We start from the raw sequence: 15,827 nt of genomic DNA, 5'->3' as shown, positions 1-15,827 counted from the left end.
GTCCGGGGGAATCACCAGTGTGGGTCCATGCAAGGCCTTGATCCGAGGCATTGCGCGGGGAATGTCCTTGGCTTTCAATGGATCCCGTTCTGAAAAATGTTGCAGATCGGGCTGCCGCCCGTGGTGTCTGGTCGGGACGGCCGCCCGGGCGTCGAAGAGAGCCCGGGCCTTCCGGCGGACAGGCCAGCATGGCGGGGGAAAACCGACACCCCTCGAGGCCCCGAGGCCGCTTACCGGCCGGTTCCACCTGCTGCCGTCATATCCCCTGCGGCCCCCGGCCGGTAGAATGGCGGCCGCTGTCCACCGCCCGCTCCCGGAGCCCCCATGCCCGTTGAAGCCCAGCCGGTAGCCGCCGTCGTCGACACGACCGGTGCGCCCGGCTATCTCTCCATTCGTGATTTGCGCAAGGAATTCGACGGTTTCGTCGCCGTCGACGACGTCAATCTGGACGTGCGCAAGGGCGAGATCTTCGCCCTGCTCGGTGGCTCCGGCAGTGGCAAATCGACCCTGCTGCGCTGCCTCGGCGGCTTCGAGACGCCCACCAAAGGCAGCATCACCCTCGATGGCCAGCGCCTGGACGCGCTGCCGCCGTACCAGCGGCCGGTCAACATGATGTTCCAGTCCTACGCCCTGTTCCCGCACATGACGGTCGAGCAGAACATCGCCTTCGGCCTGAAACAGGATGGCTTGGGCAAGGACGCGATCGGCAAGCGCGTCGGCGAGATGCTCGATCTGGTGCAGATGGGCCACCTGGGCAAGCGCAAGCCGCACCAGCTCTCCGGCGGCCAGCAGCAGCGCGTGGCGCTGGCGCGGTCGCTGGCCAAGGGGCCGAAGCTGCTGCTGCTGGACGAGCCGATGGGCGCGCTGGACAAGAAGCTGCGCTCGCAGATGCAGCTGGAACTGGTCAGCATCATCGAATCGTCGGGGGTGACCTGCGTGATGGTCACCCACGACCAGGAAGAAGCGATGACCATGGCCACCCGCATCGCGGTGATGGATGCCGGCTGGATCCAGCAGGTCGGCAAGCCGGACGAGGTCTACGAGCAGCCGGCCAACCGCTTTGTCGCCGAGTTCATCGGTTCGGTCAACCTGTTCGACGGGGTGATCGACGAGGACCTGCCCGAGTACGTCACCGTGCGCTCGCCGCTGTTCCCGGCGCCGATCTACATCGCCCATGGCATCACCGGCTATGAAGGGCAGCCGGTCGCGTTCGCGCTGCGCCCGGAGAAGGTGATGATCGGCAAGGACGAGCCGGAAGGGCACACCAACAAGGCCCAGGGTGTGATCGAGGACATCGCCTACTTCGGCAGCCATTCGGTCTACCACGTGCGCCTGCCCAGCGGCGCCAAGGTACTGGCCAACTTCGCCAACTCGCAGCGCTGGGCCAGCGATGGCCTGACCTGGGGCGACAGTGTGTGGGTGCACTGGCGCGACAACGACGGCGTGGTGCTGACCTCATGAGCACGGCCGGCCTGAAGCGCTGGCTGCCGGGGCTGCGTGCCACGGTGATCGGCATTCCGTACCTGTGGCTGCTGCTGTTCTTCGCAGTGCCGTTCCTGATCGTGCTGATGATCAGCTTCTCGCTCAGCCGGGTCGGCTCGCCGCCGTACACCTGGCTGCTGCAGTACGTGGATGGCGGCTTCTCGCTGAAGCTGAACCTGGAAAACTACCTGGCGCTGTTCCGCGATTCGATCTATGCGCAGGCCTTCCTGAGCTCGATCAAGATCGCGGCGATCTCCACCTCCCTGACCCTGCTGATCGGCTACCCGATGGCCTACGCCATCGCCCGCCTGTCACCGGCCGCACGCAACGTGGCGATGATGCTGGTGGTGCTGCCGTCGTGGACCTCGTTCCTGATCCGCGTGTACGCGTGGAAGGCGATCCTGGACCGCAACGGCCTGCTCGACCAGTTCCTGCAGTTCACCGGCCTGCAGTCGCTGATGACCAGCCTCGGCCTGCCCAAGCTGCAGCTGATCGATACGCCGACTGCCGCCTACATCGGCATCGTCTACTGCTACCTGCCGTTCATGGTGCTGCCGTTGTACGCCAACCTGGTCAAGCATGACCACCGGCTGCTGGAAGCGGCCTACGACCTGGGTGCCAAGCCGTGGCAGGCGTTCCTGCGCATCACCCTGCCGTTGTCGAAGGCGGGCATCATCGCTGGCTGCATGCTGGTGATGATTCCGGCGATCGGTGAATTCGTGATCCCGGAAATGCTGGGCGGCTCGGAGACGCTGATGGTCGGCCGCCAGCTGTGGAACGAGTTCTTCAACAACCGTAACTGGCCGGGCGCCTCGGCGATGGCGGTGGCAATGATCCTGTTGCTGCTGGTCCCGATCCTGCTGTTCAACCGTTCCCAGCAGCGCCTGCTGGAAGGGAAGCAGGCATGAGCCCGCGTACCGCCAGGGGCCTGGGGCTGGGCGTGCTGCTGCTCGGCTTCGCTTTCCTGTACCTGCCGATCCTGCTGTTGATGTTCTATTCGTTCAACAGCTCGCGGCTGGCGATGGTCTGGGCCGGGTTCTCCACCCGCGCCTACAGTGACCTGTTCGCCGACCGCGCGCTGATGGATGCGATGTGGACCAGCCTGGTGGTCGCGTTCTGGACCGCCTGCACGGCTACCGTGCTGGGCACGCTGGCGGCGATGGTGATGACCCGCTTCAAGCGCTTCCGTGGCAAGCCACTGTTCGGTGCACTGGTGACCGCACCGCTGGTGATGCCGGATGTGATCCTGGGCTTCTCGCTGATGGCGCTGCTGGCCTCGATGGGCGCGATTCCCGGTTTTCCCGCACGCGGCCTGACCACGATCTGGATCGCGCACGTCACCTTCACCCTGTGCTTCGTCACCGTGGTGGTGTCCTCGCGCCTGCAGGAAATGGACCTGTCGCTGGAAGAAGCGGCGATGGATCTGGGTGCCAGCCGGCTGACCGTGTTCGGCCGCATCACCCTGCCGATCATCGCGCCGGCGCTGGTGGCGGGCTGGCTGCTGGCCTTCACCCTGTCGCTGGATGACGTGGTCGTGGCCAGCTTCGTCGCCACGCCGGGCTCGACCACGCTGCCGATGAAGGTGTTCGCTTCGGTGCGCATGGGCATCAGCCCGAAGATCAACGCACTGGCCACGCTGCTGGTGTCGGCGGTGTCGATCGCTGCTGTGATCGGCTGGTACATCAATGCGCGTGCGGAGAAGCGGCGCCAGCGCGATCTGCAGCTGGCGCGGCAGGACAACGGCTGATCCGGCAACACCCGGCTCACGGCCGGCGGCGCACAATGGGGGTCTTCCAGATGGAGATCCCCCATGACTGTCGAGATCATCAACCCGGCCACCGGCCAGGTGACCTACCGCCATGAACTGATGGGTGCAGCCGACATCGAGCAGCGCCTGCAGGCCGCTGCCGATGCCTTCCCCGGCTGGGCTGATCACTCGCTCCAGGACCGCGGCGCCATCCTGCGCCAGATCGCCGCGCAGCTGCGCGCCCGTCGCGATGACCTGCAGCAGGCGATGACCCACGAGATGGGCAAGCTCAAGGCCGAGGCGCTGGCCGAGGTCGACAAGTGCGCTGCCGCCTGCGAGTACTACGCCGACCACGCGGCCGACTACCTGAAGCCGCAGCTGATCGACACCGAAGCCCAGCGCAGCTATGTGCGCTATGAGCCGATCGGCTGCGTATTCGCGGTGATGCCGTGGAATTTCCCGATCTGGCAGGTATTCCGTTTCCTGGCCCCGGCGTTCATGGCTGGCAACGTGGCCCTGCTCAAGCACGCCAGCAACGTGCCGCAGTGCGCCGACCTGATCCTGGCGGTGTGCCGTGACGGCGGCCTGCCCGATGGCGTGTTCGATGTACTGCACATCGACAACGACCAGGCCGCCGAGGTGCTGCGCGACGCGCGGGTGAAGGCGGTGACGCTGACCGGCAGCGAGCGGGCAGGGCGCTCGATCGCTTCCAATGCCGGCAGCCAGCTGAAGAAGTCGGTGATGGAGCTCGGCGGCAGCGATGCCTTCGTGGTGCTCGATGATGCCGACCTCGACAAGACCGTGGCCGCGGCAGTGAAGTCACGCTTCGACAACAGCGGCCAGACCTGCATCGCGGCCAAGCGCTTCATCGTGGTCGATGCGGTGGCCGATGAATTCACCCGTCGCTTCGTGGAAGCGGCGGGCGAGCGCCAGTATGGCGACCCTGACGAGCGCGGCACCACGCTGGCGCCGATGGCGCGCGCCGACCTGCGCGACGAACTGCACAAGCAGGTGCAGGCCAGCGTCGCCAAGGGCGCGCGCGTGCTGATCGGTGGCGAGCCGATTGCCGGCACGCATGCCGGCTATCCAGCCACCGTGCTCGACCAGGTGGGTCCTGGCATGCCGGCCTACGATGAGGAACTGTTCGGGCCGGTGGCGGCGGTGATCCGGGTCAAGGATGAAGCTGAGGCGCTGCGCGTGGCCAACGACACTCGTTTCGGCCTGGGCGGCAGCGTGTGGACGCGCGACGCGGTGCGCGGCGAAGGCTTTGCCCAGCGGATGGAATGCGGCGCCGCGTTCGTCAACGCCATCGTCAAGAGCGATGCGCGGTTGCCGTTCGGTGGCAGCAAGCAGTCCGGTTTCGGTCGCGAACTGGCCGACCATGGCATCCATGAGTTCATGAACATCAAGACCGTCTACGTGGCTTGATGGATCATGCAATGCGCCACGACCAACGGTCGTGGCCTACCGGTCTGGTGGGTATCGACCGTTGGTCGATACGATCTACAGCCACTTGGCGCGCTTGAACAGCCGGTACAGCCCCACGCACACGCCGCCCACGCCAACGATCATCAGCGGGTAGGACCACGGTTCGCTCAGCTCGGGCATGTGGCTGAAGTTCATGCCGTACCAGCTGGTGATCAGCGTCGGCGCCGCCAGCAGCGCCGCCCATGCACCCAGCCGCTTGACCGTCTCGCCCTGCGCCAGCGTCACCAGCGACAGGTTCACGCTCAGTGCGGTGCCCAGCATCTCGCGAAGGGTGTCGATCACATCGCTGATGCGTACCGCGTGGTCGTGCACGTCGCGGATGTACAGCTTCACCTCGTCGGGGATCAGTTCGCCCTGATAGCGACGCAGCTGTGCCAGCACGTCCTGCAGCGGCGCCACCGCCATGCGCATCTTGTTCAGTTCGCGCTTGAGCTCGTACAGCCGCACCACGGTGCTGCGCTTGTAGGTGTCGGCGAAGATGTCCTTTTCGAGCAGGTCCAGGGTGTCGCGGAAGCGGTGCACGATGGGCAGGTAGTTGTCGACCACGAAGTCGGTCACCGCATACAGGCAGTACGACGGGCCCATTTTCAGCAGCTGGGGCTCGCGCTCGACCCGCGCGCGTACCGGGGCGTAGGACAGCGAAGCGCCATGGCGCACCGTCACCAGGAAACGCGGGCCGAGGAAGGCGTGGGTTTCGCCGTACTGGATGCGCTCGTCGACCATCTGCGCGGTCGTCACCACCACGAACATCGAATTGCCGTAGGTCTCGACCTTGGGCCGCTGGTGCGCATTGCGCGCATCCTCGATGGCCAGGTCGTGCAGGCAGAACTCTTCCTGCAATTTCAACAGCACATCGTCATTGGGGTCGTACAGGCCGACCCAGACGAAGCCATTGCCACCGGCAATGACATCGCTGATGGCGTCCAGGGTGATGTCGTGGCGTTTGCCCTCGTCATCGTAGTGGACGCAGTTGATGACGCAGGCGGGGTTGGCCGAGGCGGGCGCGGCAGCGGAGGCGGGCAATGACATGCCCGCCATCGTGCGTCAGGGCTGTGTTTTGGACAAGTGAGGAGTACGCCCCAGCACCCATGCCAGCGCGACGTGGACGGGCAGCAGCAGCACGATCCACTGCACGTTGTACTGCGCCTGCAGGCTCAGCCAGTGCAGCACCAGCGCGGCCACCGCCTGTACCGCCAGCAGCCACAGTACGATCCTGAACATGCGGCCCGGCACGCGCCGGCGCAGCAGGCTGATCGCCCCGGGCAGCAGCAGCACCGCCAGCGGCGAAAGCAACAGCAGGTTGCGATTGGCCCACGCGGCGTAGTGGATGCTGAAGCCCCACAGGAACACCAGCACGCCGCCGAACAGGGCACACAGCAGCCAGAACGGCAGCGCCAGCCCGGCCAGCAGGCGCGGACGGCGGCGCAGCGCCAGCACGCCGCCGGCCACGATCAGCCCGAGCAGGAGCCACGGCCACCAGCGGCGCGCGGATTCCTTCGGCTCCGGATCGATACGGTGCGGCAGCAGTTCCTGTTCGGACTGCACCAGCGGACGGCCATCGCTGTTACGTGCCTGGCGCAGCGCATCGGCCAGGCGCATCGGTACGAAGGCTTCCTGCCAGCGCGACAGCGGCTGGTCGGCGAACGGCCCCAGGCCTACATCGAAGCCCAGCCACATCCAGGGTGCCGGCGAGGCCAGGCGCACCGATTCACTGCGGTAGGTGTTGCCGCGCGAGCGCCCCGACAGCTGCGACTGCAGGCCGCCGCCGAGTGCCTTGTCCACCGTGTCGCGCACCATCGTGGCGCAGTTGGCGGTGTAGTAGTCGTAGTGGTAACGCGCGTTTTCCGGCTTGGCCCGTTCGGCCAGATCGGCAGCGAGCGCACGTGCCTGGTCGGGGCGCAGGTCCAGCCACTGCACGCTGGCGCCACGGCCGGTCTCGTCGTAGTAGGACAGATCCTGCTGCAGCGGTAGCGCCACCAGGTAATACATCATGTCGCCGCGTGCGAAGCGGCTGATGAAATCGTCCTCGGACGGGTCGAAGTAGCCGAAGTTGTACGAGGTCGCCTCACCGCTGACCGGATCAAGCACCACGATGGCGTCATGGCCGAAGCGTTCGAAGAACACCGTGCCCGGCTGCATGGTGACCACGCCGATGCGCGGGGCGGGGGCTTCAGTACTGGCGGGCGCCGTAGCGGCAGGCGGGGCCGCCGCCGGCTTCGCGAACGCGGCCAGCGGCAGGGCCATGGCCATGGCCAGCACGCACAGTGCCAGCCACACCATGAGGATCAGGCCGCGGCGCTTCAAGCGTCGTCCTGCGCGTCCGGCGGCAGCACGGTCACGTGGAAGGCCTGTACCCGGCGCGCGTCGGCGCGGGCCACGCGGAACATGAAACGGTCCAGCGCCAGCTCGTCACCGACTTCCGGCAGATGGCCCACGGCCTCGGTGACCAGGCCACCGATGGTGTCGTAGTCCTCGTCGGAGAACGTCGCGCCGAATCGCTCGTTGAAGTCGCCGATCGGGGTCAGCGCGTCGACCACGTACTGGCCGTCGGACTGGATCGCGATCTGCGCCGAGGGATCTTCAGCTTCGTCATGCTCGTCGTCGATCTCGCCGACGATCTGTTCCAGCACGTCCTCGATGGTGACCAGGCCGGCGACACCGCCATACTCGTCCACCACGATGGCCATGTGGTTGCGCGACAGACGGAACTCCTTCAGCAGCACATTGAGCTTCTTCGCCTCCGGGATCAGCACCGCCGGGCGCAGCAGCTCGCGCACGTTGGCCGGGCCGTTGTCGGCAACCACGCCGCGCAGCAGGTCCTTGGCCAGCAGGATGCCAAGGATGTCGTCCTTGTTCTCGCCGTGCACCGGGAAGCGTGAATGACCGGATTCGACCACCTGCTTCATCAGTTCCAGGAAGGGCGCTTCGACCGGCAGCGAGACCATCTGCGAGCGCGAAATCATCACGTCGCCCACGGTCAGCTCGGCGACCGAAATGGCGCCTTCCATCATCTTCAGGGTATCGGCGGCGATCAGACCCTCTTCCTGCGCGGTGTGCAGGACAGCGACCAGCTCGTCGCGGGTATGGGGTTCGCCGGAGAAGGCGGAGGTCAGGCGTTCAAGCCAGCCGCGCTTCTTTTCACTGTGCTCCGCAGGGGAGCTACTACTGTCGTCTTCTGACATCTCTGGAAAAAAGGCACCCGGCAGGCCGGGCGTTGGCCCAAGTCTAGCAGGATGTGACGGCCTGTCAGTGACTGCCGGTGGCCGGGGCAGGGGCGGCCGGGGCCGGCTCCTCCTCGGGCAGGTCCAGGCTGTAGGTGCAGCCGGCCAGGGTCTTGCCCGGGTGGGAGGCCACGGTGGAGACGCTGAGGATGATCGACTCGATCTGGGCCTCGCCGGTTTTCGGGTCGGTCACGTCGCGGCTGACCAGCTCGCGGCCGGCCATGAACTTGCCGTCCTGGTCGTAGCCGGTCTCCAGCGCCAGGCGCTTGGCCAGCGGGCGTGGGTCGGCCTGGTCGAGCACCGCCATGATGCTGGCGCCGGCCACGGCCACCCGCTCGGTGCTCATGCCGAACACGCTGATCGGTTGGGCCAGGCGGAACTCACTCATGAACTGGTTGCCCTGTGGCAGCGGCTGCAGGCCCTGGGCCACGGCCTTCAGCGGGTCGGCCAGCAACGGCGCCAGCGCGGCCTGATCGGCCACGCCCTGGCGGCATTCGATCAGCGCCGGCAGGTCCAGGCTGGAAGCGAAGGCGGCTGGGACCGCAAGGGCACACAGCAAAGGCAGGCAGCAGCGCAGTGACACGGGCGGTTTCCGCAGGCGAAGGGCCGCCATCATAGCTCCGGTGAGCGCCTGAACAGCCCGGTGAGAAGGCGCAGGAATCCGGTCATCGCCCGCCGCGCGACCATCAGTGAGAGGGTCAGCACGACCGCAAGCATGGCGATGTGCATCGATTGACCCGCAATGCGCGCCACTGCCGGCCACAGGCCCGGGCTGGTGAGCCAGGGCATCAGTTCCGATGCGGCTGTCCTGGCCACTTTCATGTAGATCACGGCCAGCACGAACAGCACCAGCAACGAGGTGCGGCTGGCATGGAAGAACGGGAGTGCGTTGACCGGCCTGCCAAGCCGCTGCTGCAGCAGCGTTCGCCACAGCACCGGCAGGGTCAGGGCACCGACCAGTATCAGCACCATCGACGTTTCCCACAGACCGGGCAGGTGGGCGGGTTCCGCTCTACCCGTGAGGTGGGGGCCGATCATGCCCGTCGCCAGCCCAGCCAGCAGGCACAAAGGCGAGAGCAGGGCGAGGCTGCGCAGCAGCCAGTGCCTGCCGGCGGGTTCACGAGCGCTGAGGCGGCGCACGGTGTGCGCGCCCAGCATCAGCAGGCCGGCGAACAGGCCCGCGCTCATCGCAAACGTCGTGAAGCTGTTTCCCGGAGTCATCCTTGATCCCCTTGTAGTCGTGGCGACGGGCGGTGGCCCGCTCAGCGCTCGCCCGCGTATGGGTCGTCGATACCCAGCTCGGCCAGGATCTCCCGTTCCAGCTGCTCCATCGCCTCGGCTTCCTTGTCGTCCTCGTGGTCCCAGCCGAGCAGGTGCAGCACGCCGTGCACGGTCAGGTGCGCGTAGTGGGCATTGAGCGCCTTGCCCTGTTCGTCGGCCTCGCGTGCCACGACCGGTGCACAGATCACCAGGTCACCGAGCAGCGGGAACTTGACGCCCTTGGGCAGGCCTTCGGGTACTTCGGCCGGGAAGCTGAGCACGTTGGTGGCGTAGTCCTTGCCGCGGTAGTGGCGGTTCAAGGACTGTCCTTCCTTGGCATCGACCACGCGGATGGCCAGATCGGCCTCGCGGATGCGGCCCTTCAACGCGGCGGCCACCCACTTGCGGAAGCTCACTGCCGCCGGCAGGCCGGCACGCGGCAGGGCATAACTGACGGCGACGTCCAGTCGCACGGGACCACGGGTCATGGAGTTGCTCCAGGTTGGATCTGATGCAGGTCGCGGCGGTCGTAGGCGCTGACGATGCGTGCGACCAGCGGGTGGCGGACCACGTCACGGGATTCGAAGAAGGTGAAGCTCACGCCCTCGACCTCACGCAGCACGTCGATGGCGTCGCGCAGGCCGGACTTCACATGCTTGGGCAGGTCGGTCTGGGTCAGGTCACCGGTGACCACCGCAGTGGAGCCGTAACCCAGGCGGGTCAGGAACATCTTCATCTGCTCGATGGTGGTGTTCTGTGCTTCGTCCAGGATCACGAACGCATCGTTGAGCGTGCGGCCGCGCATGTAGGCCAGCGGTGCGATCTCGATGACGTTTTTCTCCAGCAGCTTGACCACCTTCTCCACGCCCATCATCTCGTACAGGGCGTCGTACAGCGGTCGCAGGTAGGGGTCGACCTTCTGGCTCAGGTCGCCGGGCAGGAAGCCCAGCTTCTCGCCGGCCTCCACCGCCGGGCGCACCAGGATCAGGCGCTGCACCCGCGATTCATTCAGTGCTTCGACCGCGCTGGCCACGGCCAGGAAGGTTTTGCCGGTTCCGGCCGGGCCGATGCCGAAGTTGATGTCGTGGGTGGCGATCTGGTGCAGGTAGCGGCCCTGGTTTGCGCCGCGGCCGCGCACCGTGCCGCGCTTGACCTTGATCGTCACGTCCTGCGCTTCATAGGAGCGCTCGGCGATCTGCTCGACATTGGCCTGCGCCAGGCGCAGGTGGATGGCGTGGTTGTCGAAGGTGGTTTCGCCGGCTTCGGCGTACAGTGCTTCAACCAGCTTCTGCGCCTCGACGATGGCTTCTTTGGGCCCGCTGATGCGGAACACGAAGCCACGATTTGCGATCTCCACGCCGAGCTTCAGCTCGATCTGGCGCAGGTGCCCGTCGAAGGGGCCGCACAGGTTGGCCAGTCGCTCGTTGTCTTCCGGCGACAGGGTGAAGTCTCGATGATCGATGCTTTTCATTGCTTGGGGTGGGGCCGACGCCTTCCACCGCAGTGTATTCAGGGAGGACAAGGGTAGCGCGCGTGCGGGGCACACGGCCAGCAGACGGTCGATACAGCGTTTTCCACACCCGGTGTGGACGGGGCACGCGGAAACCTGTGGATAGACCTCTGCGATGCTTGTGCCACAAGGCCCATGAGGTCCTGGTGAAAAAAGCGTCATGGCCGTTCGTCGCTGCGGCAGCACTGCCACGGGTGGCCTGTACGGGGTCATTCATCGTGATGGCAGTGCAGGTTTCGTTGCCGGGCGAGCAACAAAGCCACGTCCCTGCGGATTTCCACAGCGGTTGTGGAATGATGCCGAATCAACCTGTGGATAGGTGGTGCGGAGCCTTGCAGCAAAAGGCTTGCCCACGTGTGGTGAAAAAACCGTCAGGGCTGATCGGAATCATTGAGGGTGCACGGGGCACATGGCACCGTGTCGCCGTCGCAGGAGGGGATGGCATGGGCATCGGCAACGGGATGCGTGGAATCGGACTGGCGGGCATCGGCCTGCTGGCGGGGTGTGGGCAGTCAACGCCGACTGCACTGGGCACGCTGGAATGGGACCGGATCACGGTGCCGGCGCCGGCGGCCGAAGTCATCGCCACGATGGAGGTGCGCGAGGGACAGCAGGTCAAGGCCGGGGCCGTGCTGATGCAGCTGGACCCGGCGCGGGGAGACGCGCAGTTCGCCGCAGCTCAGGCTGATGCGGCGCGTGCGCAGGCCCAGCTGGAAGAACTGCAGATCGGCCCACGCCAGGAGCAGATCGCGCAGGCCCAGGCGCAACTGGCCGCGTTGCGCGCACAGGCTGCCGAAGCAACTGCCTATTACCGACGTGTCCAGCCGTTGGCACAGCAGCGCCTGATTGCCGCCGCTGAACTGGATCGTGCACGCGCCGCTGCCGGCAATGCCGAGGCCAGCGCGCGTGCTGCCGAGCAGGCCTGGCTGGAGCGGGTGCACGGCAGCCGTGTGCAGGATATCGCCCAGGGCCAGGCGGCCGCGGATGCCGCACAGGCACAGCAGGTGGTGCAGGGCGTCAACCTGCAGAAGCTGCAACTGCGCGCACCGCGCGACGGCGTGGTCGATGCCTTGCCTTACCGGCAGGGGGACCAGGCGCCGGTCGGCGCGCCGCTGGCGGTGATGCTGGTCGGCGAGCGCCCCTATGCACGCGTCTACCTGCCGCAACCGCTGCGCCTGCAGGTCAAGGTCGGACAGGCCGCGCAGATACAGCTGGAGGGAGGCAGCACGGTGCTGACGGGGCACGTGCGTGCGATCCGCAGTGAGCCGTCGTTCACGCCGTACTACGCACTGACCGGTGATGACGTCGAGCGCCTGAGCTATCTGGCCGAGATCGAAGTGGACGGGAACAGCGACATGCAGAAGCTGCCAGCGGGCCTTCCGGTACAGGTGCGCTTCTGAACACCGGTGCGGACATCGCGGTGCACGCGCAGGGCCTGACCCGCCGCTTCGGCGATCTGCTGGCCGTGGACAATGTCGACCTGACCGTGCCGCGTGGCCAGGTCTATGGCTTCCTGGGGCCGAACGGGTCGGGCAAGTCGACCACCATCCGCATGCTGTGCGGCCTGCTGGAACCGAGTGCCGGGCAGATCGAGGTGCTGGGCCTGGCGGTTCCCGAGCAGGCCGAAGCACTGCGCCGGCGCATCGGCTACATGACCCAGCGCTTCTCGTTGTATGAAGATCTTTCGGTACGCGAGAACCTGGAATTCCTCGCCGCCATCCAGGATCTGCCACGCGCGCAGGCCCGGCAGCGGGTCGACGAACTGCTGCAGCAGTATCGTCTTCTGGACAGGCAGCCGCAGCTGGCCGGCACCCTCAGTGGTGGCCAGAAGCAGCGCCTGGCGCTGGCCGGCGCTGTCGTGCACGCTCCGGAGCTGCTGTTCCTGGACGAGCCGACCAGCGCAGTCGATCCGGAATCGCGCCGCGATTTCTGGGAGGCCCTGTTCGAACTGGCCGATGCGGGCACCACCGCGCTGGTCTCGACCCACTACATGGACGAGGCCGAGCGCTGCCACCGCCTGGCGATCCTTGATCGTGGCGCGCTGGTGGCCGACGGCACCCCGGCCGAGCTGTGCGCACGGCTGGAAGGGCGCACGCTGCAGGTCACCGCGTCGCAGCCGCGCCTGGCCAGCCGCGCACTGGCCGATCTGCCCGGCGTGCTCAGCGTGGCGCAGATCGGCACCCATCTGCGCGTGCTGTGCAATGAGGGAGCGGCGGACATCGCAGTGCTGGGCCGTGCGCTGGCCAGTGCTGACCCGCAGGCCAGCATCGAGAAGGTGGCACCGAACCTGGAAGACGTGTTCGTGGCCGCCACCCGTGGTCGTGGCCGGGAGCCGGCGGAATGAACCTGCGCCGGCTGTGGGCGATCATGCTCAAGGAACTGCGGCAGCTACGGCGCGACCGCATCACGCTGGCGATGATCGTCGGCATTCCGGTGATGCAGCTGCTGCTGTTCGGCTATGCGATCAATCTCAACCTGCGTCACCTCGACGCCGGTGTCGCCGATCAGGCCAACAGTGCCGCCTCGCGCGCGCTGGTGCAGGACATGGTCGCCACCGGCGTGATCACGCCGCGCAGCGAGGCGTACACGCCCGACCAACTGATGCAGGCGCTGCGCCGTGGCGAGATCAGTGTCGGCATCGTGGTGCCGGCCGACTTCGAGCGTCGCCGCTTCGACGGTCGCGAAGCAGTGCAGGTGCTGGTCGATGGCAGCGACACCGTGGTGCAGAGCGCAGCGATCCAGCTGACGCAGGTGCCGCTGGACACGCGTCCGACCAGCAACACGCGTCCCCTGCGCGAAGGCAGCATCGCCAGTGGTCCTATCAGCGTGACCAGCTTCTACAACCCGCAGCGGCGCTCGGCGGTGAACATCGTGCCGGGCCTGATCGGGGTGATCCTGACCATGACCCTGGTGATGTTTACGGCCGTGGCGGTGGTGCGCGAACGCGAGCGCGGCAACATGGAGCTGCTGATCGCCACGCCGGTGTCGCGCAGCGAGCTGATGGTGGGCAAGGTGCTGCCTTATGCAGCGATTGGCCTGCTGCAGACCACGCTGGTGCTGGTGCTGGGCACCTGGCTGTTCCAGGTGCCGATCCGCGGCAGCCTGCTGGACATCTACTTGGCCGCAGTACTGCTGGTGCTGGCCAACCTCGCACTGGGCCTGCTGATTTCCACGCGCGCGCGCTCGCAGTTCCAGGCGATGCAGATGACGTTGTTCCTGTTCCTGCCGTCGATCCTGCTGTCGGGCTTCATGTTCCCGTTTGCGGGCATGCCGCGGCCGGTGCAATGGCTGGCGGAAGTGCTGCCGCTGACCCACTTCCTGCGGCTGGTGCGCGGCATCATGCTGCGCGGCGCCTCGCTGTGGGAGCTGTGGCACGACGCGCTGGCGCTGCTGGCCTTCATCGTGGTGATGATGACGCTGGCGATCCTGCGCTTCCGCAAGCGATTGGATTAAGGCCTGTCATTCGGTAGTGCCGGCCGCTGGCCGGCATCATTTCCGGTGGGTGCCGACCGTTGGTCGGCACACCCAGACCTTACTCCGCCACCACCCGCGCGCGCAGCGAATTGGTCAGCGCTTCGGTGATCACCACATCCACGAACTGGCCGATCAGCCGCGCCGGCGCCGGGAAGTTCACCGAGCGCATGTTCTCGGTCTTGCCGGTCAGCTCGTTCGGATTCTTGCGCGACGGACCTTCCACCAGCACGGTCTGCACCGTGCCCACCATCTTCTGAGAGATGCTGGCCGCGTGCGCATTGATGCGCTCCTGCAGGCGCGACAGCCGCGCGTGCTTCTCCGCATCGCTGATCGTGTCCTCCAGGTCGGCCGCTGGCGTGCCCGGGCGGCGCGAATAGATGAAGGAGAAGCTGTGGTCGAAGCCGATGTCTTCGATCAGCTTCATGGTCTTCTCGAAATCGGCATCGGTCTCGCCGGGGAAGCCGACGATGAAGTCCGAGCTGATCGAGATGTCCGGGCGCACCGTGCGCAGCTTGCGGATCTTCGACTTGAATTCCAGTGCGGTGTAGCCGCGCTTCATCGCCGACAGCACGCGGTCGCTGCCGGCCTGCACCGGCAGGTGCAGGAAGTTGGCCAGCTGTGGCACGTCGCGGAACGCATCGATCAGCGAATCGCTGAACTCCAGCGGATGCGAGGTGGTGAAGCGGATGCGGCCGACGCCGTCGATCTCGGCGATGGTACGGATCAGCAGGCCCAGGTCGGCGAATTCGCCGTCCCCATAAGGCCCTCGGTAGGCATTGACGTTCTGGCCGAGCAGGTTGATCTCGCGCACACCCTGTGCGGCCAGCTGCGCCACTTCCACCACCACGTCCTCGAACGGGCGGCTGACCTCCGTGCCGCGGGTGTAGGGCACCACGCAGAACGAGCAGTACTTCGAGCAGCCTTCCATGATCGACACGAACGCCGAGGCGCCATCGGCACGTGGCTCCGGCAGGCGGTCGAACTTCTCGATCTCGGGGAAGCTGATGTCCACCTGCGGGCGCTTCTGTTCGCGCCGCGCGCGGATCAGTTCCGGCAGGCGGTGCAGGGTCTGGGGTCCGAACACCAGGTCGACGAACGGCGCGCGCTTGATGATCGCTTCGCCTTCCTGCGAGGCAACGCAGCCGCCGACGCCGATGATGACCTCGCGGCCCTTGTTCTTCAGGCCCTTCCACACGCCCAGCTGGCTGAATACCTTCTCCTGCGCCTTCTCGCGGATGGAGCAGGTGTTGACCAGGATGACGTCAGCGTCGTCCGGGGTATCGGTCAGTTCCAGGCCATCGCTGGCGGCAAGCACGTCGGCCATCTTGGCCGAGTCGTACTCGTTCATCTGGCAACCGTGGGTCTTGATGTACAGCTTGCCCTTGACCTGGTCGGGCTTGCGCGGACCAGCGGGCAGGGCAACGAGCGGGGTACCGCCCGGCGTGGCGGGCGGAAAGACGTCTGGCGTCCCGGTCATGGCGCTTAATCCATTCGGGTGGCGGGAAAGCGGGCAATTCTACCCGCATCCCGCGCCAGCCGCCGCGTTCATGCGGCCAAGCCCAAGCCCGGCGTGGCCATCACTGTAGAGCCGAGCCCACGCTCGGCTGCCTTGTGCAAGGCGGAGGAGCAGCCGAGCGTGGGCTCG

15 protein-coding genes are annotated in these 15,827 nt (G+C 66.6%); 7 read left to right on the top strand and 8 right to left on the bottom strand.

The annotated features are described in order from the left end of the window. Positions 1-324 precede the first annotated feature (324 nt). From ARC63_RS01970 to ARC63_RS01955, 4 genes are all read left to right on the top strand, one after another. Positions 325-1,461, top strand: a complete 1,137-nt coding sequence (locus tag ARC63_RS01970) for an ABC transporter ATP-binding protein (protein ID WP_057502394.1) — start codon at positions 325-327, stop codon at positions 1,459-1,461. After that, complete coding sequence (locus ARC63_RS01965; protein ID WP_057502393.1) at positions 1,458-2,390, top strand: ABC transporter permease subunit; 933 nt, start codon at positions 1,458-1,460, stop codon at positions 2,388-2,390. Before ARC63_RS01970 ends, ARC63_RS01965 begins: the two co-directional genes overlap by 4 nt. Beyond that, positions 2,387-3,229: an ABC transporter permease subunit gene (locus ARC63_RS01960; protein WP_010486149.1), complete on the top strand. Its 843-nt coding sequence runs from the start codon at positions 2,387-2,389 to the stop codon at positions 3,227-3,229. The genes ARC63_RS01965 and ARC63_RS01960 overlap by 4 nt, the downstream gene beginning before the upstream one ends. A gap of 63 nt (positions 3,230-3,292) precedes the next feature. Further along, positions 3,293-4,657, top strand: coding sequence for an NAD-dependent succinate-semialdehyde dehydrogenase (locus tag ARC63_RS01955; RefSeq protein ID WP_019337143.1), 1,365 nt, complete (start codon positions 3,293-3,295; stop codon positions 4,655-4,657). A 75-nt stretch (positions 4,658-4,732) separates the two neighbouring features. Here the strand turns inward: ARC63_RS01955 and ARC63_RS01950 are convergent, their stop codons facing one another. From ARC63_RS01950 to ARC63_RS01920, 7 genes are all read right to left on the bottom strand, one after another. Next, the gene (locus ARC63_RS01950) at positions 4,733-5,755 is read right to left on the bottom strand and encodes a magnesium and cobalt transport protein CorA (protein ID WP_019337144.1); all 1,023 of its coding nucleotides are present in this window, start codon (positions 5,753-5,755) and stop codon (positions 4,733-4,735) included. Between the two features lie 6 nt (positions 5,756-5,761). Next, entirely contained in the window at positions 5,762-7,021 is a 1,260-nt protein-coding gene (locus ARC63_RS01945; protein WP_057502392.1) for a lipoprotein N-acyltransferase Lnb domain-containing protein, read from the bottom strand. Continuing rightward, on the bottom strand, positions 7,018-7,899 hold the full coding sequence (locus ARC63_RS01940; RefSeq protein ID WP_005408827.1) for a CorC family transporter: 882 nt from the start codon (positions 7,897-7,899) through the stop codon (positions 7,018-7,020). The genes ARC63_RS01945 and ARC63_RS01940 overlap by 4 nt, the downstream gene beginning before the upstream one ends. A 64-nt stretch (positions 7,900-7,963) precedes the next feature. Next, positions 7,964-8,551 carry a hypothetical protein gene (locus ARC63_RS01935; RefSeq protein ID WP_019337146.1) on the bottom strand — a complete coding sequence of 196 codons (588 nt, stop codon included), beginning with the start codon at positions 8,549-8,551 and terminating at the stop codon, positions 7,964-7,966. Then, entirely contained in the window at positions 8,551-9,159 is a 609-nt protein-coding gene (locus ARC63_RS01930) for a hypothetical protein (protein ID WP_057502391.1), read from the bottom strand. Before ARC63_RS01930 ends, ARC63_RS01935 begins: the two co-directional genes overlap by 1 nt. Positions 9,160-9,200: 41 nt before the next feature. Further along, the gene (ybeY, locus tag ARC63_RS01925; RefSeq protein ID WP_005408831.1) at positions 9,201-9,686 is read right to left on the bottom strand and encodes an rRNA maturation RNase YbeY; all 486 of its coding nucleotides are present in this window, start codon (positions 9,684-9,686) and stop codon (positions 9,201-9,203) included. Further along, positions 9,683-10,669: a PhoH family protein gene (locus tag ARC63_RS01920; protein WP_049455531.1), complete on the bottom strand. Its 987-nt coding sequence runs from the start codon at positions 10,667-10,669 to the stop codon at positions 9,683-9,685. The genes ybeY and ARC63_RS01920 overlap by 4 nt, the downstream gene beginning before the upstream one ends. Before the next feature lie 482 nt (positions 10,670-11,151). Here ARC63_RS01920 and ARC63_RS01915 point away from each other — a divergent pair, with 482 nt between their 5' ends. From ARC63_RS01915 to ARC63_RS01905, 3 genes are read left to right on the top strand one after another with little or no spacing between them, the layout of a single operon-like run. Further along, positions 11,152-12,108, top strand: coding sequence for an HlyD family secretion protein (locus ARC63_RS01915; protein ID WP_057502390.1), 957 nt, complete (start codon positions 11,152-11,154; stop codon positions 12,106-12,108). 20 nt (positions 12,109-12,128) lie between these two features. Beyond that, complete coding sequence (locus ARC63_RS01910; protein WP_057502389.1) at positions 12,129-13,052, top strand: ABC transporter ATP-binding protein; 924 nt, start codon at positions 12,129-12,131, stop codon at positions 13,050-13,052. Further along, positions 13,049-14,161 carry an ABC transporter permease gene (locus ARC63_RS01905; protein WP_057502388.1) on the top strand — a complete coding sequence of 371 codons (1,113 nt, stop codon included), beginning with the start codon at positions 13,049-13,051 and terminating at the stop codon, positions 14,159-14,161. Before ARC63_RS01910 ends, ARC63_RS01905 begins: the two co-directional genes overlap by 4 nt. A 79-nt stretch (positions 14,162-14,240) precedes the next feature. Here ARC63_RS01905 and miaB read toward each other — a convergent pair whose 3' ends face one another. After that, positions 14,241-15,659, bottom strand: a complete 1,419-nt coding sequence (miaB, locus tag ARC63_RS01900) for a tRNA (N6-isopentenyl adenosine(37)-C2)-methylthiotransferase MiaB (RefSeq protein ID WP_057502387.1) — start codon at positions 15,657-15,659, stop codon at positions 14,241-14,243. Positions 15,660-15,827 lie beyond the last annotated feature (168 nt).

The organism is Stenotrophomonas geniculata ATCC 19374 = JCM 13324 (genome assembly GCF_001431625.1).
GTDB lineage: Bacteria > Pseudomonadota > Gammaproteobacteria > Xanthomonadales > Xanthomonadaceae > Stenotrophomonas > Stenotrophomonas geniculata.
Note: the sequence above shows the minus strand (reverse complement) of the source record. Positions and strands in the feature narration are given on the sequence as shown.

What these genes read in the sequence shown, in the direction of transcription:
- ARC63_RS01970 (WP_057502394.1), top strand. Translation starts at nt 325, where the DNA reads ATGCCCGTTGAAGCCCAGCCGGTAGCCGCCGTCGTCGACACGACCGGT.
- ARC63_RS01965 (WP_057502393.1), top strand. Translation starts at nt 1,458, where the DNA reads ATGAGCACGGCCGGCCTGAAGCGCTGGCTGCCGGGGCTGCGTGCCACG.
- ARC63_RS01960 (WP_010486149.1), top strand. Translation starts at nt 2,387, where the DNA reads ATGAGCCCGCGTACCGCCAGGGGCCTGGGGCTGGGCGTGCTGCTGCTC.
- ARC63_RS01955 (WP_019337143.1), top strand. Translation starts at nt 3,293, where the DNA reads ATGACTGTCGAGATCATCAACCCGGCCACCGGCCAGGTGACCTACCGC.
- ARC63_RS01950 (WP_019337144.1), bottom strand. Translation starts at nt 5,755, where the DNA reads ATGGCGGGCATGTCATTGCCCGCCTCCGCTGCCGCGCCCGCCTCGGCC.
- ARC63_RS01940 (WP_005408827.1), bottom strand. Translation starts at nt 7,899, where the DNA reads ATGTCAGAAGACGACAGTAGTAGCTCCCCTGCGGAGCACAGTGAAAAG.
- ARC63_RS01935 (WP_019337146.1), bottom strand. Translation starts at nt 8,551, where the DNA reads ATGGCGGCCCTTCGCCTGCGGAAACCGCCCGTGTCACTGCGCTGCTGC.
- ARC63_RS01930 (WP_057502391.1), bottom strand. Translation starts at nt 9,159, where the DNA reads ATGACTCCGGGAAACAGCTTCACGACGTTTGCGATGAGCGCGGGCCTG.
- ybeY (WP_005408831.1), bottom strand. Translation starts at nt 9,686, where the DNA reads ATGACCCGTGGTCCCGTGCGACTGGACGTCGCCGTCAGTTATGCCCTG.
- ARC63_RS01920 (WP_049455531.1), bottom strand. Translation starts at nt 10,669, where the DNA reads ATGAAAAGCATCGATCATCGAGACTTCACCCTGTCGCCGGAAGACAAC.
- ARC63_RS01915 (WP_057502390.1), top strand. Translation starts at nt 11,152, where the DNA reads ATGGGCATCGGCAACGGGATGCGTGGAATCGGACTGGCGGGCATCGGC.
- ARC63_RS01905 (WP_057502388.1), top strand. Translation starts at nt 13,049, where the DNA reads ATGAACCTGCGCCGGCTGTGGGCGATCATGCTCAAGGAACTGCGGCAG.
- miaB (WP_057502387.1), bottom strand. Translation starts at nt 15,659, where the DNA reads ATGACCGGGACGCCAGACGTCTTTCCGCCCGCCACGCCGGGCGGTACC.